The following is a 26,150-nucleotide window of genomic DNA, read 5'->3' on the forward strand; positions in this document are numbered from 1 at the left end:
GTCGTCCCTCCGTCGGGTGACCGCATTCTGTGACCGGGGCTGATGAACCGTCAATAACTGACGCAACGTCAATTGATGATGCGTCAGGAACCCTTGGCCTTCGCCCCGCTCACCCGTACAGCGCCTCGACCTCCGCCGCGTACGCCCGCTCGATCGCCTTCCGCTTCAGCTTCAGTGAAGGAGTCAGCAGCCCGTGCTCCTCGCTGAACGGATGCGCCAGGATCCGGAACGTACGGATCGACTCCGCCTGCGAGACCCGCGTGTTGGCCGCCACCACCCCCCGCCGGATCTCCGTCTCCAGCGACGGATCGCGCACCAGCTCCGCCGGCGAGAGCGGCGCCCGCCCCTGCATCGCCAGCCAGTGCTCCACCGCCTCCTGATCGAGCGTCACCAGCGCGGCGATGTACGGACGGTCGTTGCCCACGACGATGCACTGCGCGATCAGCGGATGCGCCCGCACCCGCTCCTCCAGACCCGACGGCGCGACGCTCTTGCCGCCCGAGGTCACCAGGATCTCCTTCTTCCGCCCGGTGATCGTCAGATAGCCGTCCGCGTCGAGCGAACCCAGGTCCCCGGTGGCGAGCCAGCCGTCGTTGAGGACGGCGGAGGTCGACGCCGGATCGTTGAGATAGCCGGAGAAGACCTGCCCGCCGTGCAGCCACACCTCGCCGTCCTCCGCGATGTGCACCGTCGTCCCCGGGACCGGCTGCCCGACCGTGCCGTACCGGGTCCGCTCCGGCGGATTCGCGGTGGCTGCCGCGGACGACTCGGTAAGACCGTACCCCTCGAAGACCGTGATCCCGGCGCCCGCGAAGAACAGGCCCTGCCGGCGGTCCATCGCCGAACCGCCCGACATCGCGTGCCGCATCCGCCCGCCCAGCGCGGCCCGGACCTTCCCGTACACCGTCTTCTCGAAGAACTGGTGCTGCACGCGCAGCGCCGCCGACGGCCCCGGGCCCGTACCGAACGCCTTCTGCTCCAGCGCCTCCGCGTACGCGACCGCCACCTCCACGGCCTTGTCGAAGGGCGCCGCCCGGCCCTCGCTCTCCGCCCTGCGCCGCGCCGCGTGGAAGACCTTCTCGAACACGTACGGAACGGCCAGGACGAAACTCGGCCGGAACGCCGCCAGATCCGGCAGCAGCTCCGCGGCCGCCATCACGGGCTGGTGACCGAGCTTGACCCCGGCCCGGATCGCCGCCACCTCCACCATCCGCCCGAAGACGTGCGCCAGCGGCAGGAACAGCAGGGTCGACGCCTGCTCCCCGGGCCGGGACCGGAAGACCGGCTCCCAGCGGCCCGTCAGCATGTCCGACTCGAACATGAAGTTGGCGTGGGTGATCACACAGCCCTTCGGCCGGCCCGTCGTCCCCGAGGTGTAGATGACCGTCGCCACCGACTCGGGCGTCACCGCCCGCCGGTGCCGCTGCACGACGTCCTCGTCGATCTCCTCGCCCGCCGCCGTCAGCTCGGCCACGGCCCCCGCGCCCGAATCCAGCTGCCACAGCCGCTGCAGCCGGGGGAGCCGGTCGATGACCGACCCGATCGTCATCGCGTGGTCCTCGTGCTCCACCACGCACGCCGTGACCTCGGCGTCGTGCAGCATCCAGAAGACCTGCTCGGCGGAGGACGTCGGATAGACCGGCACGGGCTGCGCGCCCAGCGTCCACAGCGCGAAGTCGAAGAGCGTCCACTCGTAGCGCGTACGCGACATGATCGCGACCCGGTCGCCGAACCGCACGCCCTGCGCTATCAGCCCCTTCGCGAGACCGAGGACCTCGTCCCGGAACCGCCCCGCCGTCACATCCCGCCACACCCCGTCCCGGCCCTTGCGGCCGAGCGCGACCCGGTCCGGGTCGGCGAGGGCGTGATCGAACACGGCGTCCGCCAGACCGCCGACCTGAGGCGCCGCCGCCACGGGCGGCACGGTGAACTCGCGCACTGGCCTGCTCCTCCCTGGGGCCTGACCGGGTCGGCTCGTCGGCTCGATGGCTGAAAGGGACCGCTGTCGCGCTCCGTACGGCGCGGGTGACGGTACCCCACCCGCCTGCCCGGCGGGAGGGCCTTCACCAAGCCGGGACATTCCGCGTTCCTCCAGGTCAGGACGGGTAGGAGGGCCAAGTCAGGGACACGGCGGGCACGTTGCCGAACGCTCGGTACGTCCGCCCGGCGCGAATCTCCACGGAATCTGTACCCCCTGCGCACGGGAGGGCGGTACGAGGACGACATGGCCGGTCCGAGGACGGCATGGCCGGTACCCCCGCGGGCCCACCGACAGCCGTCCGAGGGCGGCATGGCCGGGCCCCTCCACGGGCCCACCGACAGCCCGGCTCTCGGGGCGGCTCGGCCGGCCGACAGCCCGGATCGGGGCGGCTCATCCGACCGACAGCGCGGCTCGTCCCGGCTCGGCCGGCCGACAGCGCGGCTCGTCCCGGCTCAGCGGGACCGGTGCAGACGGTCGCCGCCCGCCAGGATCGCCTCCGCCAGCGCGTCCGCCGCCTCCCCGCCGGCCCCGCCCCGCCGCCCCCGCAGCAGCACGAACCCGACCTCGCCCAGCTCCGGAAGCCCCGCGCGGGCCGGCACCGGCACGAGCCCCTCCGGCACCAGTCCCCGCGTGTGCGCCATCACCCCGAGGCCCGCCCGGGCCGCCGCGACGTTCGCGCTCAGGCTCGCACTCGTACACGCGATCCGCCAGGCCCGGCCCTGCGCCTGCAACGCCTCCAGTGCCCGGGCCCGCGTGATGCCCGGCGGCGGAAACACGATGAGCGGCACCGGACGGTCCGGCTCCACCCGCAGCCCCGGCGCCCCGATCCAGATCAGGGAGTCCTGCCAGACGAGCCGCCCCTCGCTCCCCTCGCCCTCCTCGCCGCGCCGCTTCGCCAGGATCAGATCCAGCCGGCCGGCTGCCAGCCGGGCCTGGAGCGTCCCCGAAAGATCGACCGTCAGCTCCAGGTCGACCTCGGGGTGCTCGCGCCGGAAGGACTCCAGGATCTCCGGCAGCCGCGTCGTCACGAAGTCCTCCGACGCCCCGAACCGCAGCCGCCCCCGCAACCGCGTCCCCCCGAACCATGCCGCCGCCCGCTCGTGCGCCTGAAGGATCGCGCGCGCGAAACCCAGCATCGCCTCACCGTCCTCCGTCAGCTCCACGCTGTGCGTGTCCCGCGAGAAGAGAGGCCGCCCCGTCGCCTCCTCCAGCCGCCGGACGTGCTGGCTGACCGTCGACTGCCGCACCCCGAGACGCCGCGCGGCCTGCGTGAAACTCAGCGTCTGGGCCACGGCGAGGAAGGTCCGCAACTGCGTCGGTTCGTACATGACACGACCGTAGCCCCAGTCATCACGATTCACGATGACAGTCAGAGCGCTGTACGGGATTCCCGATCACCACCCACTGGACCAGGATGGGAAGCACGCCGTTCCTTCCAGAAAACATGCGCCCCCGCATCCCACAGAACTGAAGCCATGCCCCCCCGTACCGCTCGCCGCATCCCCCGCCCGCCGTCCTGGCTCCCCTTCGACGCGTTCGTCCTCGGGCTGCTCGGGACCGTCGGACTCGCCGCGCTCCTGCCCGCCTCCGGAGCCGCCGCCACCGTCGCGCGGGCCGCGTCGACCGGGGCCGTGGCCCTGCTCTTCTTCCTCTACGGCGCCCGCCTCTCCACCCGCGAGGCACTCGACGGACTCCGCCACTGGCGGCTCCACCTCACCGTCCTCGGCTGCACCTTCCTGCTCTTCCCGCTCCTCGGGCTCGCAGCACGGGGCCTCGTCCCCACCGTCCTCACCCCGCAGCTCTACAGCGGACTGCTCTTCCTCTGCCTCGTGCCCTCCACCATCCAGTCCTCCATCGCCTTCACGGCGATCGCCCGCGGCAACGTCCCCGCCGCGATCTGCGCCGGCTCCTTCTCCTCCCTCGCCGGCATCCTCCTCACCCCGCTCCTCGCGGCCCTGCTCCTCGGCGGCAGCACCGGCGGCCTGTCCGCCGACTCCCTCCTGAAGATCGTGCTCCAGCTCCTCGTGCCCTTCCTCGCCGGACAGCTCCTGCGCCGCTGGGTCGGCGGATTCCTCGTCCGCCACAAGAAGGTCCTCGGCCGCGTCGACCGCGGCTCGATCCTCCTCGTCGTCTACACCGCCTTCAGTCAGGGCATGGTCGCCGGCGTCTGGCACCTGGTGACCCCCGCGCGCCTCGGACTGCTCCTCGCCGTCGAGGCCGTCCTGCTCGCCGTGATGCTCACGCTCACCTGGTACGGGGCGAAGCGCCTCGGCTTCGACCGGGCCGACCGCGTCGCCATCCAGTTCGCCGGCTCCAAGAAGAGCCTGGCGGCCGGACTGCCCATGGCCAGCGTCCTCTTCGGCGCGCACGCCTCGCTCGCCGTACTCCCGCTGATGCTCTTCCACCAGATGCAGCTGATGGTCTGCGCGGTCATCGCCAAGCGCCGCTCCCGCGACCCCGAGGAGCCCGTTCACGACCCCGAGGAGCCCGTTTCGGCCGCCCCCGCCCCGCACCCCGCACCCGTCGGCCGGATCACACCCCCACCCGCCCCACGATGATCATCCGGGCCGCTACGGTGCTCCCATGCCCTCACTCGATCCCGGCCGCACCGCGCTCGTCCTCGTCGACCTGATGGAACGCATCGTCGCGCTGCCCCTCGCCCCGCGCCCCGGCACCGACGTCCTCGCCGCCGCCGCCCGGCTCGCCGACACCTTCCGGGCCGCCGGAGCACCCGTCGTCCATCTCCGGGTCGAACGCCCGAACGTCGCCACCCAGCCGCCCGGCAGCGAGCTCGTCCCCGACCTCGTCCAGGACGGTGACCCTGTCGTCGTCAAGCGCACCATCGGCGGATTCCACGACACCGGACTCCACGACCTGCTCACCGCGTCCGGCGCCACCACCCTCGTCATCGGCGGCATCGCCACCAACCTCGGCGTCGAGTCCACCGCCCGCGCCGCCTGCGACCTCGGCTACGACCTCGTCTTCGCCGAGGACGCCATGACCGCCCTCACCGCCGACGAGCACCGGGCCTCCGTCGAGCTCGACTTCCCCCGCCTCGGCACCGTCGCGCCCGTAGCGGCGATCACCCTGGACGGACCCGAGTGACCCCCGTCCCGATACGGTACGGAGCCCGCCCCTGCTCCCTCGTCGTCTGCCGGGGCTGCTGCTGCGGCGACGCCCGCAAGAACCCCGGCACCGACCACGACGCCCAGCTCACCCGCCTCCGCGAGGCCGCCGCGGCCTCCGGCGGCCGCCTCGCCGTCCGTACGAGCGACTGCCTCGGCCCCTGCGCCCAGGCCAACATCGTCGTCGTCCAGCCCTCCACCGAGGGCCGCCGGCGCGGCGGCCGCGCCGCCTGGATCGGCTTCACCCTCGACGACGACTGCCTCGACGACATCCTCGCCTGGACAGCCGCCGGCGGCCCCGGCATCGCCAAGCCCCCGGCCACCCTCGCCCTCCAGATGATCGACCCGCCGAAGAACTGACCACCGCCCTCAGCGGGCGGCGGCGGTGCCGCCCGGCTACAGGGCGATCCGGTGCTCGCCCGCGTACACGTTCATGTTCGCCCCGCGCAGGAAACCCACCAGCGTCAGACCCGTCTCGGCCGCCAGGTCCACCGCGAGCGAGGACGGCGCGGACACCGCCGCGAGCACCGGGATCCCCGCCATCACCGCCTTCTGCGCCAGCTCGAACGAGGCACGCCCCGACACCAGCAGCACCGCCCGCTCCAGCGGCAGCAGCCCCTCCCGCAGCGCCCGCCCCACCAGCTTGTCCACGGCGTTGTGCCGCCCCACGTCCTCCCGTACGTCGAGCAGCTCACCGTCCTCCGTGAACAACGCCGCCGCGTGCAGCCCACCGGTCGAGTCGAAGACCCGCTGCGCCGCCCGCAGCCGCTCCGGCAGCACGGACAGCAGCGCCGGCGCGAGCCGTACGGGGGGAGCGTCGGCGATCGGGAAGCGTGCCGTGGTGCGCACCGCGTCCAGGCTGGCCTTCCCGCACAGCCCGCACGACGACGTCGTGTAGACGTTCCGCTCCAGGCTGATGTCCGGGACGACCACGTCCGGCGCCAGCTGCACGTCCACCACGTTGTACGTGTTGCGGCCGTCGTCCGTGGCCCCGGCGCAGTACACGATGTTCCGCACGTCCGAGGCCGCGGCGAGGACCCCCTCGCTGACGAGGAAACCCGCCGCGAGCGCGAAGTCGTCCCCCGGCGTGCGCATGGTGATGGCGATCGGCCTGCCGTTCAGCCGGATCTCCAGCGGCTCCTCCGCCACCAGGGTGTCCGGCCGCGTGTTCACCGCCCCGTCGCGGATTCGCATGACACGCCGCCGCTCGGTGACCCGTCCCATCGTGACCGCACTCGATTCTCTCGCCCGGAAGGCCCCGCAGCTGCGAAATCGCGACGGAAGGGGCCCTGTCGGAGCTATTCTCCGTCACCTGGCGCCCTTACCCCACCCCGGTCCTTGTCATGGTCGGCCAAGCGGTACGGGTGAATGTTGGTGGTTTACGTCACCGGTTACCGATCAGTCGCTGGCAAGACTGGGGACCCTGCCGGACGAACGAACCACCGAGGGGGTCCCGGTATGACGGGCACTCGCATTGCCGCGCTCGGGCACTACCAGCCTGCCAAGGTGCTCACCAACCACGACCTCGCGGAACTGGTCGACACCGACGACGCGTGGATCACCAGCCGGGTCGGCATCCGCACCCGGCACGTCGCCGGACCGGACGAGCCCGTCGACGAGCTCGCCGCCCACGCCGCGGGCAAGGCCCTGGCGGCCGCCGGGCTCACCCCGGACGACATCGACCTCGTCCTCGTCGCCACCTCCACGGCGATCGACCGCTCGCCCAACACGGCCGCGCGCGTCGCCAACCGCCTCGGCATGTCCTCGCCCGCGACGATGGACCTGAACGTCGTCTGCGCGGGCTTCACGCACGCCCTGGCGACCGCCGACCACGCCGTACGCGCCGGGGGAGCCCGCCGCGTCCTCGTGATCGGCGCCGACAAGATGACCGAGGTCTGCGACTGGACGGACCGCACCACGTGCGTCCTCGTCGGCGACGGCGCGGGCGCCGCGATCGTCGAGGCCGTGGACGACGACGAGGTGGGCGACGCGCCCGGCATCGGCCCGGTCCTGTGGGGATCCGTCCCGGAGATGGGCAACGCCGTCCGCATCGAGGGCACCCCGCCGCGCTTCGCCCAGGAGGGCCAGTCCGTCTACCGCTGGGCCACCCAGCAGCTGCCCGCGCTCGCCCGCAAGACCTGCGAGCGGTCCGGCATCGCCCCCGAGGAGCTCGCGGGCGTCGTCCTGCACCAGGCGAACCTGCGGATCATCGAACCGCTCGCGGCGAAGATCGGCGCCGTCAACGCGATCGTCGCCCGCGACGTCGTCGACTCCGGCAACACCTCCGCCGCCTCGATCCCCCTGGCCCTGGCCAAGCTCGTCGAGCGCGGCGAGCTGCCCTCCGGCGCCCCGGTCCTGCTCTTCGGCTTCGGGGGCAACCTGTCGTACGCGGGGCAGGTCATCCGGGTTCCGTAATTCCGTCGGCGGAACGCACCGAGCGCACCGAGCGCACCGAGCGCCCCGAGCGCCCCGAGGGCCCCGAGCGCCCCGAGGGCCCCGAGCGCCCCGGGGCTTTCCGGCGGGCGCCGCGGGGCTTTCCGGCGGGCGCCGCGGGCCGCAGGCCGCGTGTGCCCCGTTCGGCGGAGCCCGGTGGCGGCGCGCCGGGGGCGCACCTAGCTTCGATCGCGGTGAGGGTCGTCCAGCACCGGGCGCGGAATCGCTCCGCCTCCGCACCCTCGCGTGATCGGGAGGACCGACATGCGCGCGATACGTATCGCTTCCGCCGCCCTGCTCTCCGCCGCGGCCCTGGGGCTCGCCGCGGCACCGACGGCCCTGGCGGAGGGGAACGAACCGAACATCACGTCGTTCGGGTTCTCCGTCACGCCCGCGACGGTCGCCCCCGGCGGCACCGTCACCCTCACCTCCGACGGCTGCGCAGTGCCGTCCGTGACCGTCACCTCCGGCGTCTTCGACACGGTGACCCTGAGCGAGGGCCGCTCGGGCACCGCCACCGTCGACGTCGCCGCCAAGGCCGGCGCCCGCTACGAGATCACCTTCGACTGCAAGGGCGAGCGCGGCACCACGAACCTCACCATCGGCCCGCCCGCCGGCCCGGTCCACGACCCCGGCCGCGACACGTCCCCCGGCGCCCACAAGGGCGTGAAGGCCGGGTTCGGCTCCGAAGCCGGAGCCACGGACGAAGGGCTCGGCGCCACCGAACTCGTCACCGGAGTCCTGCTGATCGCCGGAGCGCTCGGCGCCGCCGTCGTCCTGACCCGCCGACGCGGCGCCGACGACAGCGCCTGACGGCAGCGGCTCACGGCAGCGCCTGACGGCGGCCGGAACCAGGGGGGCCCGAGACCGCCCCTCCGCCCGGGTATGACGAGGACCGGGGCGGAGGGGCACCACCACGCACGGTGCGCCCACCACGCGCGAGGAGACGGAGGAGGGCCGCCGTGCAGGGGTCGAACGGGACGGGGACGCACGGACCGGGGTCGAACAGGACGGGGACGCGCGGCGCCTGGGGTGTCATAGCCGTCGTCCTCCTGGTCGGGGTGCACCTCATACGCGGCGGCGCGACGGAGCTCCACGCCGAAGGCCCTCCACAGCCCCTCGCCGTGGCCGCCCCCGACGGGACCCGGGCGGCCGACGCGGGGCCGCCCCCCGACTCCGTACCGGATCCGCTGCCCGCCTCGCCGCCCGTACGGGTGCGCGTCCCGGCCGTCCGGGTCGACGCGCCCGTCACGGAGGTCGGCCTCGACGCGGACGGCTGGATCGAGGCACCACCGCCCGAGGACGACCACCTCGCAGGCTGGTTCACCGGCGCGGTCACCCCCGGCGAACGCGGCACCGCCGTCGTCGTCGGCCATGTCGACACCCCGTACGGCCGGGCCGTCTTCTACGACCTCGGCGCCCTCGGCAAGGGCCACCGCGTCGAGATCGTCCGCCGCGACGGCCGCACCGCGGTCTTCTCCGTGTACGGCGTCGAGGTCGTCCCGAAGGAGGACTTCCCCGCCGAACGGGTCTACGGCGACTCCGGCCTCCCCGAGCTGCGGCTCATCACCTGCGGCGGCACCTTCACCCAGGAGACCGGCTACGAGGGCAACGTGGTGGTCTCGGCCCGCCTCGTGGAGATCCGCTGACCGCTTCCTCCGCCGACGCCCGCCCCTTGCTTTCCCCCGGGACCCCCCTCCTTTGTCCCCATCCGGGAAAAAGTCGGCCCTGATTCCTGCGCGACTTCTTCCCACCCCGGAACCCCGCTGCTACGTTCCTGCCGAAAGCCCGAGGGAAGAGCGTGCGACGAGACGGAGGGGACCGTGAGACGCATGACGGCACGACCTGCCAACCGGCATCAGGCGCGACTCCTCCGCCTGTTGCGCGACGGAGGACCCAACTCCCGCGCGCAGCTGGGCGATCAGATCGACCTCTCCCGCTCCAAGCTCGCCGTCGAGGTCGACCGCCTCCTGGAGACCGGACTCGTCGTCGCCGACGGGCTCGCCGCCTCCCGGGGCGGCCGCCGCTCCCACAACATCCGGCTCGCGCCCGAACTCCGCTTCCTCGGCATCGACATCGGCGCCACCTCCATCGATGTCGCCGTCACCAACGCCGAGTTGGAGGTGCTCGGACACCTCAACCACCCCATGGACGTCCGTGAAGGGCCCGTCGCCGTCTTCGAACAGGCCCTGTCGATGGCGGCGAAGCTCCGCGACACCGGCATCGCCGAAGGCGGTTTCGACGGCGCCGGGATCGGCGTCCCGGGGCCCGTCCGCTTCCCCGAGGGCGTCCCGGTCGCCCCGCCGATCATGCCCGGCTGGGACGGCTTCCCCGTCAGGGAGGCCCTCAGCCAGGAACTCGGCTGCCCCGTCATGGTCGACAACGACGTGAACCTCATGGCCATGGGGGAGCAGCACGCCGGCGTCGCCCGCTCCGTCGGCGACTTCCTCTGCGTCAAGATCGGCACCGGTATCGGCTGCGGCATCGTCGTCGGCGGCGAGGTCTACCGCGGGACGACGGGCAGCGCCGGCGACATCGGACACATCCAGGTCGACCCCCGGGGACGCGCCTGCGCCTGCGGCAACACGGGCTGTCTGGAAGCCCACTTCAGCGGCGCGGCCCTGGCCCGCGACGCCGAGGACGCGGCGCGTGGCGGAAGGTCCGAGGAGCTCGCCGCCCGCCTCGCGGCGGCCGGCCGGCTCACCGCCGTCGACGTCGCCGCGGCCGCGGCCGCGGGCGACGCCACCTCACTCGCCCTCATCCGCGAGGGCGGCAACAGGGTCGGGCAGGTCATCGCCGGACTCGTCAGCTTCTTCAACCCCGGTCTGGTGGTGATCGGCGGCGGTGTCACCGGCCTCGGTCACCAGCTCCTCGCCAGTGTCCGCACCCAGGTCTACCGGCAGTCCCTGCCCCTGGCCACCGGCAACCTCCCCATCGTCCTCGGAGAGCTCGGCCAGGCCGCCGGAGTCACCGGCGCGGCCCGCCTCATCAGCGACCACCTCTTCTCCCCGGCGTAACCCGCCGGCTCAGCCCGTCGCTCGTCGGCCCGTCGCCCGTCGGTCCGTCGGCTCGCCGGTGGTGTGTGGGCATGCGTTCCGCAGGGCCGGGGGTACCTCCCAGGCGAAGCCCTGGGGGAGGGTGGGCACACACCACCCACCGGCCCGCACCGCCGGGCCCTACCTCGCCCATCCGCTCCGGCGCCACCCGCACTCGCCGAGGGGACCTCCGTCATGCCCCAAGCACAACCGCCCCGAGACCACTCACCCCTGCTCACCATGTCCGGCATCACCAAGTCCTTCCCCGGCGTCCGCGCCCTCGACGGCGTCGACCTGGAGGTCGCCCCCGGCGAGGTCCACTGCCTCCTCGGCCAGAACGGCGCCGGAAAGTCCACCCTCATCAAGGTCCTCGCCGGCGCCCACCAGCCCGACGCGGGCCGCATCACCTGGAGCGGCGAACCCGTCCGGCTCCGCTCCCCGAGCGCCGCCGTCCGTCTCGGCATCGCCACCATCTACCAGGAACTCGACCTCGTCGAAGGGCTCTCCGTCGCCGAGAACGTCCACCTCGGCCACGAACCCACCACTGCCGGGTTCGTCCGGGGCCGCGCCGCCCGCACCGCCACCGCCGACCTCCTCGCACGGCTCGGCCACCCCGAGATCAACCCGGACCGGCACCTCCGCGAACTCTCCGCCGCCCAGCGGCAGATCGTCTCCATGGCCCGCGCCCTCTCGCACGACGTCCGCCTCATCGTCATGGACGAACCCTCCGCCGCCCTCGACCCCGACGAGGTCGCCAACCTCTTCCGGATCGTCGCCGACCTCACCGCAGACGGGGTCGCCGTCGTCTACATCTCCCACCGCCTGGAGGAGATCCGCCGCATCGGCGACCGCGTCACCGTCCTCAAGGACGGCCGCGCCGTCGCCCGCGGACTGCCCGCCACCACGCCCACCCGGGACGTCGTCGCCCTCATGACCGGCCGGGACGTCCCGTACGTCTTCCCCGAACGGCCCACCCGCCCGCCGACCGCCGAACCCGTCCTCCAGGTCCAAGGTCTTACCAGGAAAGGCGAGTTCGCGCCCGTCGACCTCGAACTCCGCCCCGGGGAGATCGTCGGCCTCGCCGGACTCGTCGGCTCGGGCCGCTCCGAGATCCTGGAGACCATCTACGGAGCCCGGCGCCCCACCGCGGGCCGCGTCCTCGTCGACGGCCGCCCCCTGCGCCCGGGCAGCGTCCCCGCCGCCGTCCGCGCCGGACTCGGCCTCGCCCCCGAGGAACGCAAGGCGCAGGGCCTGCTCCTCCTCGAATCCGTCACCCGCAACGTCTCCGTCTCCTCCCTCGCCCGCTTCTCCCGGGCCGGCTGGATCGACCGCGCCGCCGAACGCGAGGCCGCCCGCACCGCCACCCGAACGCTCTCGCTGCGCCCCGACCGGCCCGAGGCCCGGGTCCGCACCCTCTCCGGCGGCAACCAGCAGAAGGCCGTCCTCGCCCGCTGGCTGCTTCGCGGCTGCCGGGTCCTCCTCCTCGACGAACCGACCCGCGGCGTCGACGTCGGCGCCCGCGCCGAGCTGTACGCCGTGATCCGCCGCCTCGCCGACGACGGCCTCGCCGTCCTCCTCGTGTCCAGCGAGGTGCCCGAGGTCCTCGGCCTCGCCGACCGTGTCCTGGTCGTCCGCGAAGGCCGGGTCGTCCACACGGCGCCCGCCCGCGACCTCGACGAACACCGCGTACTCGACCTCGTCATGGAAGGGAGCCCGACCGCATGACGCTCACCACCCCGGCCAAGGCACCGGCCGAGGAAGGCCGTTGGAGGGCACTGGGCCTCAGGGCCGACGTCCGCAACCTCTCCCTGCTCGGCGTCCTCGCCGCCCTGATCGCCGTCGGCGGCCTCACCCGGCCCGCCGAGTTCCTCGCCGGCTCCAACCTCCAACTCGTCCTGACCCAGGCCTCCGTCATCGGTGTCGTCACCGTCGGCATGACCTTCGTCATCACGAGCGGCGGCATCGACCTGTCCGTCGGCGCGATCGTCGCCCTGGCCTCCGTCTGGGCCACCACCCTCGCCACCCAGGAGTTCGGCTTCGCCGGCATCCTCTTCACGGCCGTCGTCGTCGGTGTGGGCTGCGGACTCGTGAACGGCGTGCTCATCGCGTACGGCGGGATGGTCCCCTTCATCGCCACCCTGGCCATGCTCGCCTCGGCCCGCGGCCTCGCCCTTCAGATCACCGACGGCCGCACCCAGATCGTCACCGTCGACTCCGTGCTCGACCTCGGCATCCCCGATGCCTACGTCCTCGGCATCCCGCCGCTGGTCCTGGTCTTCGCCGCCGTCACGGGCGCCGGCTGGCTCCTGCTCAACCGCACCACCTTCGGCCGCCGCACGGTCGCCGTCGGCGGCAACCCCGAGGCCGCCCGCCTCGCCGGCATCGACGTCCGCCGTCAGCGGCTCCTCCTCTACGTGCTCTCCGGCCTGTGCTGCGGCATCGCGGCGTTCCTGCTGATCGTCCTCGCCGGGTCCGGCCAGAACACCAACGGCAACCTGTACGAGCTCGACGCCATCGCCGCCGCCATCATCGGCGGGACCCTCCTCAGTGGCGGCCGGGGCACCATCGCCGGCTCCGTCCTCGGCGTCCTCGTCTTCACCACGATCACCAACATCTTCGCCCTGAACAACCTGCAGAGCGACGTCCAGCAGATCGCCAAGGGCGCCATCATCGTGGCCGCCGTCCTCGTCCAGCGCCGCTCGGCCCGCGACGGCGACACCTGACGCCCACCCCACCCCACCCAGCCCCCCTCTCCACCTCGCCCCGCCCCCCTCTCCACCTCACCCCACACCCTCTCCACCTCACCCCCTCCATGCCACTCCCTGGCACCAGCCTTCTCCAGAAGGGATCCACCGTCATGCCCGAAACCAGCCGCAGACACCTCCTTCTCGGCGGCGCGGCCGTCTCCGCCGGAGCCGTGCTCACCGCCTGCACCAGCAACGAGCCCAAGAAGCAGGCTCCCGTCGCGAGTTCCGCCCCGGCCGCCGGCGCCGACGACAAGCCCGGCACCCCCGTCACCATCGGCTTCGCCGGCCCGCAGGCCGACCACGGCTGGCTCAACGCCATCAACGACAACGCCCAGCAGCGCGCCAAGAAGTACGCCGACGTCACCCTGGAGATCACCGAGGGATCCAACGAGACCGCCGCCCAGATCGGCCAGGTCCAGACCCTCATCAACAAGAAGGTCGACGTCCTCGTCATCCTCCCCGCCGACGGCAAGGCCCTCACCCAGGTCGGCCTCCAGGCCATGAAGGCGGGCATCCCCGTCATCAACCTCGACCGCGTCTTCGCCTCCCCGCAGGCCTACCGCTGCTGGATCGGCGGCGACAACTACGGCATGGGTCTCAACGCAGGCCGGTTCATCGGCGAACAACTCAAGGACAAGCCGAACGCCACCGTCGTCGAACTCGCCGGCATGGACAGCCTGGAACTCACCAAGCAGCGCACCCAGGGCTTCGACGACGCCCTCAAGAACTATCCCAACATCCGCAAGGTCGCCCGCCAGGCCGCCGACTTCACCGTCGAGTCCGGCCAGGCCAAGATGGCCCAACTCCTCCAGGCTCAAACGAAGTTCGACGCCCTCTGGAACCACGACGACGACCAGGGCGTCGGCGCGCTCCGCGCCATCGCCCAGGCCGGCCGCAAGGACTTCCTCATGGTCGGCGGCGCCGGAGCCAAGTCCGCCATGGACGCCATCAAGGCCGACGACGGCGTCCTCAAGGCCACCGTCCTCTACCCGCCGACCATGGCCGCCTCCGCGATCGACCTCGCCCGCGCCCTCGGCCAGAACAAGGGCGTCGGCGGCATGGCCGAGCTGGAGATCCCCGCCCAGATCACCCTCTACTCGGCCGTCGTCACCAAGGAGAACGTCGACGAGTACCTCCCCACCGGCTTCAGCTGACCGACCCCGTGGCTCGGCCACCCAGGGGAGCAGTACCCGCCGCACCACGAAACGGAGGAACCGAATGGACACGACGGAGAGCGGGGCCGCACCGCCGACGCTCGGCGTCGGCATGGTCGGCTACGCGTTCATGGGCGCCGCCCACTCACAGGGCTGGCGCACCGCGGGCCGCGCCTTCGACCTGCCGCTGCGGCCCGTCCTCGCCGCCGTCGCCGGACGCGACCCCGACGCCGTCAGGGCCGCGGCCCGCCGCCACGGCTGGGCCGCCGCCGAGACCGACTGGCGCGCCCTGATCGCCCGCGACGACGTCCAGCTCGTCGACGTCTGCACCCCGGGCGACAGTCACGCGGAAATCGCCGTCGCCGCCCTGGAGGCCGGAAAGCACGTCCTGTGCGAGAAACCGCTCGCCAACTCGGTAGCCGAGGCCGAGACGATGGTGGCGGCCGCCGAGGCCGCCGCCGGCCGCGGCCAGATCGCCATGGTCGGCTTCAACTACCGCCGTGTGCCCGCCCTTTCGTACGCGCGACGGCTCGTCGCGGACGGCCGCCTCGGCGAACTGCGACACGTCCGCGTCACCTACCTCCAGGACTGGCTCGTCGACCGGAGCTTCCCGCTGACCTGGCGCCTGGAGCGCGAACACGCGGGCTCGGGCGCGCTCGGGGACCTCGGCGCCCACGCCGTCGACCTCGCCCAGTACCTGGCGGGGGAGCCGCTCGTCGGGGTGTCGGCCCTCACCGAGACCTTCGTCCGTACACGCCCCCTGCTCGCGGGCACCGCCGCGGGCGGCCTCGGCGGGGGAGCGGGCTCGGAGGCCTCAGGGCAGGTCACGGTCGACGACGCGGCCCTGTTCACCGGCCGCCTCGCCTCCGGGGCGCTCGCCTCCTTCGAGGCCACCCGGATGGCCTCCGGCCGTAAGAACGCGCTGCGCCTGGAGCTCAACGGCGAGAAGGGATCACTCGCCTTCGACCTCGAACGGCTCAACGAACTCTCCTTCCACGACCACACCGAGCCCGCCGTCACCGCAGGCTTCCGCCGCATCCTCGTGACCGAACCGGACCACCCGTACCTGGAGGGCTGGTGGCCACCCGGCCACGGACTCGGCTACGAGCACACCTTCGCCCACCAGGCCCGCGACCTCGTCCTCGCCATCGCGAGCGGCACCGCCCCCGCGCCCTCCTTCGCCGACGGCCTCCAGGTCCAGCGGGTCCTGGCCGCCGTCGAGGACAGCGCCCGGAACAACGCCGTCTACACCCCCGTACCCGATTCCGTACCCGTACCCGATTCCGTACCGACACCCCTGCCCACCCCCGTACCGAGCTAGGAGGTGCCCGACCGTGCCCCGACCCTTCACCCTCTTCACCGGCCAATGGGCCGACCTGCCCCTGGAGGAGGTCTGCCGGCTCGCTCGCGACTTCGGCTACGACGGCCTCGAACTCGCCTGCTGGGGCGATCACTTCGACGTCGCCAAGGCCCTTGCCGACCCTGCCTACGTCAAGGGGAGACGTGAACTGCTCGACACGTACGGGCTGAAGTGCTGGGCGATCTCCAACCACCTGGTGGGACAGGCCGTCTGCGACCATCCCATCGACGAGCGCCATCAGGCGATCGTGCCCGCCCGCATCTGGGGCGACGGCGAGGCCGAAGGCGTACGGCGGCGGGCGGCGCGCGAGCTCGCGGACACCGCGCGGGCCGCGGCGGCCCTCGGCGTCGACACCGTCATCGGCTTCACCGGCTCCTCCATCTGGCACCTCGTGGCGATGTTCCCCCCGGTGCCCGAGCGCATGATCGAACGCGGCTTCGAGGACTTCGCGGAGCGCTGGAACCCGATCCTCGACGTCTACGACACCGAAGGCGTCCGCTTCGCCCACGAGGTGCACCCCAGCGAGATCGCCTACGACTACTGGACCACCCAGCGGGCCCTGGAGGCCGTCGACCGCCGTCCCGCCTTCGGGCTCAACTTCGACCCGAGCCACTTCGTCTGGCAGGACCTCGACCCCGTCGGCTTCCTGTGGGACTTCCGCGACCGGATCTACCACGTGGACTGCAAGGAGGCCCGCAAGCGCCTCGACGGCCGCAACGGACGGCTCGGCTCCCACCTGCCCTGGGGCGACCCGCGCCGCGGCTGGGACTTCGTCTCCGCCGGACACGGCGACGTGCCCTGGGAGGACGTCTTCAGGATGCTCCGCTCGATCGGCTACGCGGGCCCCGTCTCCGTGGAGTGGGAGGACGCCGGAATGGACCGGTTGACCGGCGCCCCCGAGGCGCTCGCCCACCTCAAGCGGTACGACTTCGACCCGCCGGCCGCCTCTTTCGACGCGGCCTTCGGGAGCGGCGACTGAGGCGGACGCGCAGGTCCACGCCCGGCGGTGACACCGCCGTCGGGCCGGACCGTGCTGCCCGCGCACGGCTTTGTCCACCCGCGGGAGAAAGTTCGGGCCTCCTCATGCACAAGGGCTTTGCGCCCCGGACGAACCCCGCTACGGTCCCAGACGTACCTGATGTGTACATGGCGTATCGCCACCCGACTCACCGCCCGCGTCTCCTCCGGCGGCACCGGCGGCTTCCTCGAAGTCCGCACCGGCTCACCCACCGGCACCCTCCTCGGCTCCGCCCCCGTCCCCGTCACCGGTGGCTGGGAGACCTTCCAGGACATCGACATCCCCCTGCGCGCCGTACCCCGCAAGACCACCCAGCTCCACCTCGTCTTCAAGGGCGGCACCGGCGCCCTCTACGACCTCGACGACTTCACCCTCTCCGACCCCCCGTCGACCGCACCGCCAAACGCGTCCTCGTCTTCTCCAGGACCGCCGGCTTCCGCCACGACTCCATCCCCACCGGCATCACCGCCCTCAAGGAAATCGGCGCCGGAAGCAACATCGTCATCGACACCACTGAAGAACCACGCCAGTTCACCACCAACAACCTCGCCCGCTACGATGCCGTCGTCTTCCTCTCCACCACCGGAGACGTCCTCGACGCCGACCAGCAGACCGCCTTCGAGAACTACATCTCCACCGGCGGCGGCCACACCAAGGAGTCGTACGCCGAACCCGCCTTCCGACAGCACCTGTTGGGCGCACTCCAATACGCCACCGGCCAGGTCAAGGCCGACTGCCGACCCCAGACCGGCTACCGCGACCTCTTCAACGGCCAGACCACCGAAGGCTGGAAGCAGGCCGGACCCGGCGCCTTCGACGTCACCGACGGCGAACTCCGCACCACCGGCGGCATGGGCCTCCTCTGGTACCAGGCCAAGGAATTCCGGTCGTACTCCCTCACCCTCGACTGGAAACTCACCGGCGACGACAACTCCGGCATCTTCGTCGGCTTCCCCGCCTCCGACGACCCCTGGTCGGCCGTGAACAACGGCTACGAGATCCAGATCGACGCCACCGACACCGCCGACCGCACCACCGGAGCCGTCTACGGCTTCAAGTCGGCCGACATCACCACCCGCGACCAGGTCCTCCGCCCACCCGGCCAGTGGAACACCTACGAACTCCGCGTCCAGGGCGAACGCCTCCAGGTCTTCCTCAACAGCGTCAAGATCAACGACTTCACCAACACCGACCCCACCCGCTCCCTCACCACCGGCCACATCGGCATCCAGAACCACGGCGAGGGAGACCGGGCCGCCTTCCGCAACATCCAGATCAGGGAGCTCACCTCCTGACGACTCCCTGACCGCCCCGGAACGACGGTGGGCGGGGCCCGCCGTACCCCGCCCACCGTCCCCCCAGCGTCACCACCCCACCCCACCCCGCAGGACGAGCAGGGAGGCCGTCGACATGACCATCGGACACCGCACGGGAATCTGGCTCATCGGCGCGCGAGGATCCGTCGCCACCACCACCGTCGCCGGCTGCGCCGCCCTCGTCGCCGGACTCCACCCACCCACCGGCATGGCCACCGAGACACCCCACCTCACCGACGCCGGCCTCCCCCCGCTCGCCGACCTCGTCTTCGGCGGACACGACACCACCGACTGCCCCCTCCCCAAACGGGCCGAACAGCTCACCACCCTCGTCTTCGGCGGACACGACACCACCGACTGTCCCCTCCCCAAACGGGCCGAACAGCTCACCACCGCCGGAGTCCTCCCGTACGGACTCGTGGGCGCCGTCACCACCGAACTCGAGGCCGCCGACCGGGAGATCCGCCCCGGCGGCCCCCTCCCCGGCGACACCCGCACCGACGAACAGCTGGTCACCGCCTTCACCGCCGACCTGACGGACTTCCGGGAACACATTGGCCTGGACCGCGTCGTGGTCGTCAATGTGGCATCCACGGAGCCGGCGTCGGGGGGCGTCGGGCTCCCACCCAGCACCCTCTACGCCGCCGCGGCGCTCCGCGCGGGCTGCCCGTACGTCAACTTCACCCCGTCCACCGGACTCCGGCACCCCGCCCTCGCCGCACCGCTCGCGGCGAGCGGACTGCCCCACGCCGGCCGCGACGGCAAGACCGGACAGACCCTCCTCCGAGCCGTCCTGGCTCCGATGTTCCTCCAGCGGGCCCTGACCGTACGCGCCTGGTCCGGCAGCAACCTCCTCGGCGGCGGCGACGGAGCCGCTCTCGCCGACCCGGCGGCAGCCGCCGCCAAGAACGCCGGCAAGGAACGCGTCCTCACCGACACCCTCGGCACCGGCGTCGAGGGACAGGTCCACATCGACGACGTCCCCCCCCCTGGGGGAGTGGAAGACAGCCTGGGACCACATCGCCTTCGACGGCTTCCTCGGCACCCGCATGATCCTCCAGACGCTCTGGCAGGGCTGCGACTCCGCCCTCGCCGCGCCCCTGGTCCTGGACCTCGCCCGGCTCACGGCCCGCGCCCACGAGAGAGGCCTCGGCGGCCCCCTCGACGACCTCGCCTTCTACTTCAAGGACCCCGAGAGCACCCCGCCCGCCTCCCTCGCCGCCCAGTACGCCCGCCTCGTCGCCTTCGCCTTCGCCCGCGGCCTGGCCGACGCACCGACCATCTCCGGCGGGGAAGAACCGGCCCTCGGGGGACACCGATGACCCGGGGCATCGGCAGTCCGCGCGCCTGGGCGGAACTCCTCCGCGTCTCGGCGCTGGCCTCCGTACCCGAGCACCCGCACCTCCCCGAGGTCAGGGCCGCGCTCGCAGCCTTCGCCGAACCCCGCTTCCTCCACCAGACCCGCACGAGGACCGCCGCCGGACTCCGGGGAACCGACGACCTCCCCGAAGCCCTCGCCGCCCGCGACGGCGGCCACGGCCCCGAATCCGGCCCGCAATCCGGTCCCGGCGCCGGACTTCCCGATGCGACACCCTGGCGCGCTCACTTCCACGTCCCCCTCCACGCCCCGCCCGCCCCTCCGCTCGCCTCCACGTTCCCCGTCCTCCAGGAGACCCTCGCCCTCCTCGTCGGCGGCCCACACCCGCTCACCCGGCACCTGGAGGTCGAGACCTATACCTGGCATGCCCTTCCGCCCGACCGCCGCCCCTGCACCCGGGCCCGGCTCGCGGACGGCATCGCCGCCGAACTGACCCTGGCCCGCGACATGCTGACCGACCTCGGCCTCAAGGAACTGCCGTGAAGGAACCGCGGTGAAGGGAACCACCATGAGCGACACAGCGCCCGCCACGCCCACCCCTCTCCTCGTCCTCGACGTCGTCGGCCTCACCCCGCGGCTCCTCCACCACATGCCCCACCTCGACGCCCTCGCCCGCACCGGATCCCAGGCCCCGCTCTCCACCGTCCTGCCCGCCGTCACCTGCACCGCCCAGACCACCTTCCTCACCGGCACCCTCCCCACCGAGCACGGCATCGTCGGCAACGGCTGGTACTTCCGCGAACTCGGCGACGTCCTGCTCTGGCGCCAGCACAACGGCCTCGTCTCCGGAGACCGCCTCTGGGACGCCGCCCGCCGCGCTCACCCCGGCTACAGCGTCGCCAACATCTGCTGGTGGTACGCCATGGGCGCCGACACCGACATCACCGTCACCCCCCCCGCCCCGTCTACTACGCCGACGGCCGCAAGGAACCCGACTGCTACACCCGGCCCCCGGCGCTCCACGACGAACTCACCGAGGAACTGGGCACCTTCCCCCTCTTCCACTTCTGGGGTCCGGGCGCCGACCTCGTCTCCAGTCGGTGGATCATCGACGCCACCCGCCACATCCTCCGCACCCGCCGCCCCGACCTCGCTCTCTGCTACGTCCCGCACCTCGACTACGACCTCCAGCGCTACGGCCCGGACGACCCGCGCTCCTTCCGGGCAGCCGTGGCCCTCGACACCGCGCTCGCCCCGCTCCTCGCCGACGCCCGCGCCGAAGGACGCACGGTCGTCGCCCTCTCCGAGTACGGCATCACCCGGGTGAGCCGGCCCGTCGACATCAACCGCGCCCTGCGCCGCGCAGGGCTCCTGGAGGTCCACACCCAGGACGGCATGGAGTACCTGGACCCCATGACCTCCCGTGCCTTCGCGGTCGCCGACCACCAGATCGCGCACGTCTACGTCCGCCGTCCCGAGGACCTGTCGGCCGTCAGGGAAGCGCTCACGGACCTCCCCGGCGTCGAACGCCTCCTCGACGACGAGGGAAAGAAGGAACACGGCCTCGACCACCCGCGCTCGGGCGAGCTCGTCGCCCTCCTGGGCACGGCGACCGCCCCCGCCGCCGCGGCCGAAACGTCGCCTGCCGGATCCACCGACGCCGAAGCCACCGCCGAAGCGCGCGGCGCGGGCCACGGCCGCCCCGTACTGCCGCCCGGCCGCCTCGGCATCCAGCTCTACTCGCTGCGCGACAAGATCGCCGCCCTCGGATTCGCCGCCGTCTTCGCCGAGCTCCAGAGATTCGGCTACGACGAGGTCGAGTACGCCGGCTACACGCAGGGCGCCGGCGGCCCCCTCACGCTCGCCGAACTCAAGCGCCTCACCCGCGACCACGGCCTGCGGGGCATCGGCGGTCACGTCGGCTACTACGCGAACGACCCCGGCGCCTACACCTTCGCCCAGAACCTCGACCGGGTCCTCGACGACGCCGCGGCCCTCGGCCTGCCCCACATCGGCACCGCTTCCGGCCCCTGGCGATACGGCGCCACCGTCGACGGGTGGAAGCGCTGCGCCGAGGAGTTCAACCGGTTCGGCGCCGAGGCGCGGAAGCGCGGCATGAAGTTCTACCAGCACAACCACTCGGAGGAGTTCTCCTTCGCCACCGACCGCCCCGACGTGCGGCTCTACGACGTCCTCCTCGCCGAGACCGACCCCGACCTGGTGCACCTGGAGATGGACATCTTCTGGGCGTACGTCGGGCAGCACCGCTACTCGACGCGTCCGGACGGCACTCCCGCCCCCTTCGACCCTCTCGACTACGTCCTCGCCCAGCCCCACCGCTACCCGCTGTTCCATGTCAAGGACGGCGACCGCGACGACTCGGTCGTCCCCTACGGCTACCGCATGACCGACGTGGGGGACGGGGACATCGACTACCGGCGCTTCATCTCCGCGGTGAACCGCACCCACCACGGCAGGCACGCGCACCACTGGCAGGCCGAGCGCGACAACCCGGTCGACTCGCTCGACTTCGCCCGCAGGTCCAGCGCCCACCTCCACTCCCTGCGCGAGAAGGACCTCTGACCCACCCCTCGGGTCTCTCACGAAGGGGCCCGAGGCCAGTTCGCCACTCTCCGTGCACCACCGAGAACACCCGGTATGCACCATTGGACATTTCGGACTGGATCGCGCCCATTCGGGCCGCTCCACCCCGCTGACCACGGGAAACCCTGGTGAAGGCCGCCTCAAACCCCTGGTAGAGTTATCTCTGTCGCCGCGGGGAAAACCCCAAAACGACAGACACCTTGTCCGGGTGGCGGAATGGCAGACGCGCTAGCTTGAGGTGCTAGTGCCCTTTATCGGGCGTGGGGGTTCAAGTCCCCCCTCGGACACAAGGAAGAAGCGCCGGTCGATCTCGAATCGACCGGCGCTTCTCGTTGTGCGCGACATTCCCCTGGTCGACGGCGTCGACGGCCTCCGGGCGAAGTTCCGGCACGACCGTGCCCGTCCCCGACGCCTCCTCCGGAGTGCACGCCTTCGGGGAGGCGCAGCGGTACGAGGACGGTGTCGAGGTCAGCGTCTCCGCGCCGGTCCGGTTCACGCCGTCCGAGGTCTCGGCCGGCCACGAGGCGGGATCGACTGCGGTCATCGTGGAGGTCGCCGTGCGCAACGGGACCGATGAGCGGCTCGAACTGGTGACGGTGCAGGTCTCGGCCAGGGACGGCGACGGGCGGGAGGCGAAGCGGGTCTTCGACCCGGAGTCCGACGTGATGTCCGGGCTGTCGGGGGCGCTGCTGCCCGGGCGGAGGGCCGTGGCGGCCTACGGGTTCGATCTGCCGGCCGGGAAGGCCGCCGTCCTCGACGTCGAGGTGCGGGTCGGCTTCGACCGGCCCTCCGCCTTCTGGATCGGCAAGCTCCCCTGACCGGGGCGCCGGGCCACCTCACCGGGCCGCCGGCCGCCTGACCGGAGTCGCCCGGTCACCTCACCGGGCCGCCGGCCGCCTGACCGGAGTCGCCCGGTCACCCCACTGACAGTTTCCGGGCCACCACCAGGCGGCAGCGGGGACTGCCGTCGTCGAGGCGGCCGAGGGGCTCGACGGGGGTCAGCGACACGTCGAAGCCCGTGTCCTCCAGGCGGGTGCGGACGTCCGCGAGGCGGAAGGTGCGGTAGTACATGACGAACCGTGGGTGCCACAGCGCGTTCCGGACGCGCATCGCGGCGTCGAAGCCCCACAGCGCCCAGTAGAGGCGCGAGCCGACCCGGGGCGGGGCCGGGAGGGGGAAGGCGAAGGTGCCGCCGGGGCGGAGTGAGGCGTGGACCTGGGCGAAGAGCGTGCGCTGGGCGTCCGGGACGAAGTGACCGAAGGCGCCGAAGCTGACGGCCAGGTCGAAGACCGGGGCGAACGGCAGGGCCAGGGCGTCCGCGCGGACGAGGGTGGCCGCGGGGTGGGTCCGGCGGGCCTGGGTCAGCATGCCCGTACTGAAGTCGACGCCCGTGATCCGGCCCGCGCACACGGAGCGGAGGACGCCGAGTCCGGCGCCCGTGCCACAGCAGACGTCGAGCCCCGAGTCGAACGGGCCGAGCTCCTCCAGCGTGTCGGCCACCGCGGTCAGCAGGCGGTCGGAGGTACGGAAGGGCGTCGCGTCGAACTTGTTCGCGAGCAGGTCGTAACCGTGCTCGACCGAGGAGAGGGCCTGGACGGTCAGCTCGCGGAGGCTGGGGCCCTGCGGGGTGAACATGGTTCCGAGCCTATGCGGTCACGGGCCCCGAGCGTCAGAGCGCACTGCGCACGGGGGGCGCCGGGGGCGCGGACCAGGCGGGCGCGATGCCCGTCAGCTGGCAGACCAGCAGGTACAGGGGGATCGGCGGCGTGTACGGAGAGGTGCCGTCGGGGTGGTGGACGAGGCGCGGGCCGCGGTCCGGGACCTCGGCGCCCGGCGCGTAGCAGGCGGGCAGCGGCCAGGTCAGGTCCAGGTCGGAGCCGGCCGGGACGAGCCACCACCACCAGTCGGAGTCGGCGTACACACAGCCCTTGGCGGGGAGGCGGGAGAGGATCTTGAAGCCGAAGCGTGCCGGGACGCCGACGGCGTCGCAGCCGAGGCCCGTGTGCAGGCCGACGGGGACGGCCAGGCGGGTCGCGCCGAGTTCCGCGGAGTGGAGGGTGCCGGAGCCGGGTGACGTGGAGCCGATGGTCCTGCCGTGCGGTCCCCTGGGGTCCGAGGCGCCGCGCTGGCGCGGGACGGTGGTGTTCTCCGGCGGCTTGCGGGCCGACCGGGGGATCAGCAGGGTGGCCATCGACCTCAGCACGGTTCCCCCATGCCGTGGGGGAGCTCCGCCCAGACGATCTGCGCCGTGCCGTGCCCGGTGCGGTCGGCGCCCCAGGCGGTGCACAGCGCGTCGACTATGAGGAGTCCGCGGCCGCGTTCCTCCTCGCCGCAGTCGCGCATCCGCGGTCCCGCCGGGCCGCCCTCGTCCCGTACCGCTATGCGCAAGGTGTCCTCGCCCTCGCGGAGTTCGCAGATCACCCGGCCGCTCGCGGTGTGGACCACGGCGTTGGTGACGAGTTCGGAGACGACCAGGGCGACCGTTTCACGTATGCCGGGGCCGCAGCCCCAGAGGATGAGCCGCTCCTCGGCGAGCCGGCGGGCCCGCGCCACCGAGGAGGTCAGGGCCGGGAGCTCGAAGGCGAAGCGGCGCACGCCGTCGTAGGAGGTGCCGGTATCGGTTCGGGGTTCTGGGCGCTGGGCCATGACTCGAGGACTCATGACACCTGAAGGCTGCGCGTTACCAGAAGCCACGACCGGTTCCTCACAACAGTGGGCAGGACTGCCGTACGGCGCTGCCCTCGTGGCGCGGTGGCGCACGGCGGCAGCGTGTACTGGTTCACCGGAACACTGTCCTCCTGACTTGGACACTTGGCAAGTGGCACTCTGAAAATTGCAGAGTGCCGTGTTCTCTCTGGCCCGGCTTCGTGGCACACTCGTCGAAACAGTGCGTCGGGGAGGTCTGAGAGTGAGCGAGCCGCGGTCCGCCCCCACGGTGGGACAGGTCGTTCTCGGAAGGCGCCTGCAGGATCTGCGCGAGCGGGCCGGCCTGAAGAGGGAAGAGGCCGCCAAGGTCCTCCGGGTGGCCCCGGCCACCGTCCGGCGCATGGAGACGGCCGAGGTCGCGCTGAAGGTTCCGTACGTACAACTCCTGTTGAAGGAGTACGGGGTCACGGACGCCGAGGCGGAGGGCTTCGTCGCCCTCACGGAGGAGGCCAACCTCCCGGGTTGGTGGCAGCGGTTCCACGACGTGCTGCCCGGCTGGTTCTCCATGTACGTGAGCCTGGAGGGGGCGGCCAGCCTGATCCGGGCGTACGAACCCCAGTTCATCCCCGGTCTCCTGCAGACCGAGGCCTACGCCCGAGCCATTCTGCGCAGCGGGGCGGTCGGCGGCAGCGATGCCGGCAAGGACGAGGACGCCGAGCGGCATGTAGCCCTACGGATGGAGCGCCAGTCCCTGCTGACGCGGGAGGACGCCCCGAAGTTCTGGGTGATCATGGACGAGACGGTGTTCCGCCGACCGGTCGGCGACGGGCCCGAAGTGATGCGCGACCAGCTCGACCGGCTGCTCGAAGCAGCCGAGCTGCCGAACGTCACCCTGCAGATCGCGGAGTTCGCGTCCGGCCACCACCCCGGCACCTACGGACCGTTCGTCCTCTTCCGCTTCGCCATGCCCGAACTCCCGGACATGGTCTACAGCGAGTACCTGACCGGTGCCGTCTACCTCGACGCGCGCCCCGAGGTGGCATCCCACCTGGAGGTCATGGACCGCATGGCGGCTCAGGCCGCGACTGCACAACGCACGAAGGAGATCCTCCGGGACCTCCGCAAGGAGCTGTGAATGGATCGCATATACAACGGCATGCCCGCCGCTGAGCTCGGTGTCGATGGTTGGCACAAGCCCTGGAGCGGCGGGAACGGGGGCAACTGCGTGGAGGCCATGAAGCTGGCCGACGGCAGAGTCGCCGTGCGACAGTCCGCAGACCCTGAAGGACCCGCGCTCATCTACACCCACGGGGAGATCGCCGCTTTCATCCAGGGGGCCAAATCCGGTCAGGCTGATTTTCTGCTCACCTGATCCTTCCGTCTCGCCCGTACCATCGCGTAACTCTTGCTGCA

23 protein-coding genes, 1 tRNA gene and 3 pseudogenes are annotated in these 26,150 nt (G+C 72.2%); 21 read left to right on the top strand and 6 right to left on the bottom strand.

The features are described from left to right. Positions 1 to 109: 109 nt before the first annotated feature. Both ACWFR1_RS01440 and ACWFR1_RS01445 read right to left on the bottom strand, forming a co-directional pair. Positions 110 to 1,939, bottom strand: a complete 1,830-nt coding sequence (locus ACWFR1_RS01440; RefSeq protein ID WP_453545229.1) for an AMP-dependent synthetase/ligase — start codon at positions 1,937 to 1,939, stop codon at positions 110 to 112. 494 nt (positions 1,940 to 2,433) lie between these two features. Beyond that, the gene (locus ACWFR1_RS01445; protein ID WP_453545231.1) at positions 2,434 to 3,309 is read right to left on the bottom strand and encodes a LysR family transcriptional regulator; all 876 of its coding nucleotides are present in this window, start codon (positions 3,307 to 3,309) and stop codon (positions 2,434 to 2,436) included. Between the two features lie 147 nt (positions 3,310 to 3,456). Between ACWFR1_RS01445 and ACWFR1_RS01450 the strand changes: the two genes are divergently transcribed. Genes ACWFR1_RS01450 through ACWFR1_RS01460 form a run of 3 tightly spaced genes read left to right on the top strand, consistent with a single transcriptional unit; the run spans position 3,457 to position 5,466 of the window. After that, positions 3,457 to 4,539 (top strand): bile acid:sodium symporter family protein, encoded by a 1,083-nt coding sequence (locus ACWFR1_RS01450; RefSeq protein ID WP_453545233.1) that lies wholly within the window; start codon positions 3,457 to 3,459, stop codon positions 4,537 to 4,539. Positions 4,540 to 4,564: 25 nt separating this feature from the next. Beyond that, complete coding sequence (locus tag ACWFR1_RS01455) at positions 4,565 to 5,086, top strand: isochorismatase family protein (protein ID WP_453545235.1); 522 nt, start codon at positions 4,565 to 4,567, stop codon at positions 5,084 to 5,086. Next, positions 5,083 to 5,466 (top strand): (2Fe-2S) ferredoxin domain-containing protein, encoded by a 384-nt coding sequence (locus ACWFR1_RS01460; protein WP_453545237.1) that lies wholly within the window; start codon positions 5,083 to 5,085, stop codon positions 5,464 to 5,466. Before ACWFR1_RS01455 ends, ACWFR1_RS01460 begins: the two co-directional genes overlap by 4 nt. Before the next feature lie 36 nt (positions 5,467 to 5,502). On the opposite strand, the gene fdhD is transcribed toward ACWFR1_RS01460, so the two are convergent. Beyond that, on the bottom strand, positions 5,503 to 6,330 hold the full coding sequence (gene fdhD, locus ACWFR1_RS01465) for a formate dehydrogenase accessory sulfurtransferase FdhD (protein WP_453545239.1): 828 nt from the start codon (positions 6,328 to 6,330) through the stop codon (positions 5,503 to 5,505). Positions 6,331 to 6,564: 234 nt separating this feature from the next. Here fdhD and ACWFR1_RS01470 point away from each other — a divergent pair, with 234 nt between their 5' ends. From ACWFR1_RS01470 to ACWFR1_RS01545, 16 genes and pseudogenes are all read left to right on the top strand, one after another. After that, positions 6,565 to 7,521, top strand: coding sequence for a beta-ketoacyl-ACP synthase III (locus ACWFR1_RS01470; RefSeq protein WP_453545241.1), 957 nt, complete (start codon positions 6,565 to 6,567; stop codon positions 7,519 to 7,521). Positions 7,522 to 7,803: 282 nt separating this feature from the next. Next, a complete protein-coding gene (locus ACWFR1_RS01475) occupies positions 7,804 to 8,352 on the top strand; it encodes a hypothetical protein (protein WP_453545243.1) in 549 nt (182 codons plus the stop codon). A 149-nt stretch (positions 8,353 to 8,501) separates the two neighbouring features. Further along, positions 8,502 to 9,188, top strand: a complete 687-nt coding sequence (locus ACWFR1_RS01480; RefSeq protein ID WP_453545245.1) for a class F sortase — start codon at positions 8,502 to 8,504, stop codon at positions 9,186 to 9,188. A gap of 183 nt (positions 9,189 to 9,371) precedes the next feature. Beyond that, positions 9,372 to 10,556, top strand: a complete 1,185-nt coding sequence (locus tag ACWFR1_RS01485; RefSeq protein ID WP_453545247.1) for an ROK family protein — start codon at positions 9,372 to 9,374, stop codon at positions 10,554 to 10,556. 213 nt (positions 10,557 to 10,769) lie between these two features. Continuing rightward, positions 10,770 to 12,299, top strand: coding sequence for a sugar ABC transporter ATP-binding protein (locus ACWFR1_RS01490; protein WP_453545249.1), 1,530 nt, complete (start codon positions 10,770 to 10,772; stop codon positions 12,297 to 12,299). Next, positions 12,296 to 13,297: an ABC transporter permease gene (locus ACWFR1_RS01495; protein WP_453545251.1), complete on the top strand. Its 1,002-nt coding sequence runs from the start codon at positions 12,296 to 12,298 to the stop codon at positions 13,295 to 13,297. The genes ACWFR1_RS01490 and ACWFR1_RS01495 overlap by 4 nt, the downstream gene beginning before the upstream one ends. 134 nt (positions 13,298 to 13,431) lie before the next feature. Further along, a complete protein-coding gene (locus ACWFR1_RS01500) occupies positions 13,432 to 14,475 on the top strand; it encodes a substrate-binding domain-containing protein (protein ID WP_453545253.1) in 1,044 nt (347 codons plus the stop codon). A gap of 64 nt (positions 14,476 to 14,539) precedes the next feature. Next, positions 14,540 to 15,796, top strand: a complete 1,257-nt coding sequence (locus ACWFR1_RS01505; RefSeq protein ID WP_453545255.1) for a Gfo/Idh/MocA family protein — start codon at positions 14,540 to 14,542, stop codon at positions 15,794 to 15,796. Positions 15,797 to 15,809: 13 nt separating this feature from the next. Further along, positions 15,810 to 16,814 carry a sugar phosphate isomerase/epimerase family protein gene (locus tag ACWFR1_RS01510; RefSeq protein ID WP_453545257.1) on the top strand — a complete coding sequence of 335 codons (1,005 nt, stop codon included), beginning with the start codon at positions 15,810 to 15,812 and terminating at the stop codon, positions 16,812 to 16,814. A 177-nt stretch (positions 16,815 to 16,991) separates the two neighbouring features. After that, positions 16,992 to 18,148, top strand: a pseudogene (locus ACWFR1_RS01515) (family 16 glycoside hydrolase); the annotation flags it as partial. A gap of 115 nt (positions 18,149 to 18,263) precedes the next feature. Then, positions 18,264 to 19,491: pseudogene (locus tag ACWFR1_RS01520) on the top strand (inositol-3-phosphate synthase). Next, positions 19,488 to 20,030, top strand: a complete 543-nt coding sequence (locus tag ACWFR1_RS01525) for a hypothetical protein (protein WP_453545259.1) — start codon at positions 19,488 to 19,490, stop codon at positions 20,028 to 20,030. The pseudogene ACWFR1_RS01520 and the gene ACWFR1_RS01525 overlap by 4 nt, the downstream one beginning before the upstream one ends. 25 nt (positions 20,031 to 20,055) lie before the next feature. Next, positions 20,056 to 21,086 (top strand): annotated as a pseudogene (locus ACWFR1_RS01530) (alkaline phosphatase family protein); the annotation flags it as partial. Beyond that, a complete protein-coding gene (locus ACWFR1_RS01535) occupies positions 21,087 to 22,070 on the top strand; it encodes a sugar phosphate isomerase/epimerase family protein (protein WP_453545407.1) in 984 nt (327 codons plus the stop codon). 223 nt (positions 22,071 to 22,293) lie between these two features. Next, positions 22,294 to 22,378: transfer RNA gene (locus ACWFR1_RS01540), tRNA-Leu, on the top strand. 108 nt (positions 22,379 to 22,486) lie between these two features. After that, positions 22,487 to 22,909, top strand: coding sequence for a DUF4352 domain-containing protein (locus ACWFR1_RS01545; protein WP_453545261.1), 423 nt, complete (start codon positions 22,487 to 22,489; stop codon positions 22,907 to 22,909). A 97-nt stretch (positions 22,910 to 23,006) separates the two neighbouring features. Here ACWFR1_RS01545 and ACWFR1_RS01550 read toward each other — a convergent pair whose 3' ends face one another. From ACWFR1_RS01550 to ACWFR1_RS01560, 3 genes are read right to left on the bottom strand one after another with little or no spacing between them, the layout of a single operon-like run. Then, complete coding sequence (locus ACWFR1_RS01550) at positions 23,007 to 23,726, bottom strand: methyltransferase domain-containing protein (protein ID WP_453545263.1); 720 nt, start codon at positions 23,724 to 23,726, stop codon at positions 23,007 to 23,009. Between the two features lie 34 nt (positions 23,727 to 23,760). After that, the gene (locus tag ACWFR1_RS01555) at positions 23,761 to 24,282 is read right to left on the bottom strand and encodes a hypothetical protein (RefSeq protein ID WP_453545409.1); all 522 of its coding nucleotides are present in this window, start codon (positions 24,280 to 24,282) and stop codon (positions 23,761 to 23,763) included. Between the two features lie 5 nt (positions 24,283 to 24,287). Continuing rightward, on the bottom strand, positions 24,288 to 24,737 hold the full coding sequence (locus ACWFR1_RS01560) for an ATP-binding protein (RefSeq protein WP_453545265.1): 450 nt from the start codon (positions 24,735 to 24,737) through the stop codon (positions 24,288 to 24,290). A gap of 262 nt (positions 24,738 to 24,999) precedes the next feature. On the opposite strand from ACWFR1_RS01560, the gene ACWFR1_RS01565 reads away from it, so the two are divergent. Together ACWFR1_RS01565 and ACWFR1_RS01570 are read left to right on the top strand one after the other, a co-directional pair. Then, positions 25,000 to 25,872, top strand: coding sequence for a helix-turn-helix domain-containing protein (locus ACWFR1_RS01565; RefSeq protein WP_453545267.1), 873 nt, complete (start codon positions 25,000 to 25,002; stop codon positions 25,870 to 25,872). Next, entirely contained in the window at positions 25,873 to 26,109 is a 237-nt protein-coding gene (locus ACWFR1_RS01570) for a DUF397 domain-containing protein (protein ID WP_024761545.1), read from the top strand. It begins immediately after the preceding gene. The last annotated feature ends 41 nt before the right edge of the window (positions 26,110 to 26,150 follow it).

It is taken from the genome of Streptomyces sp. NPDC055103, assembly GCF_053607625.1.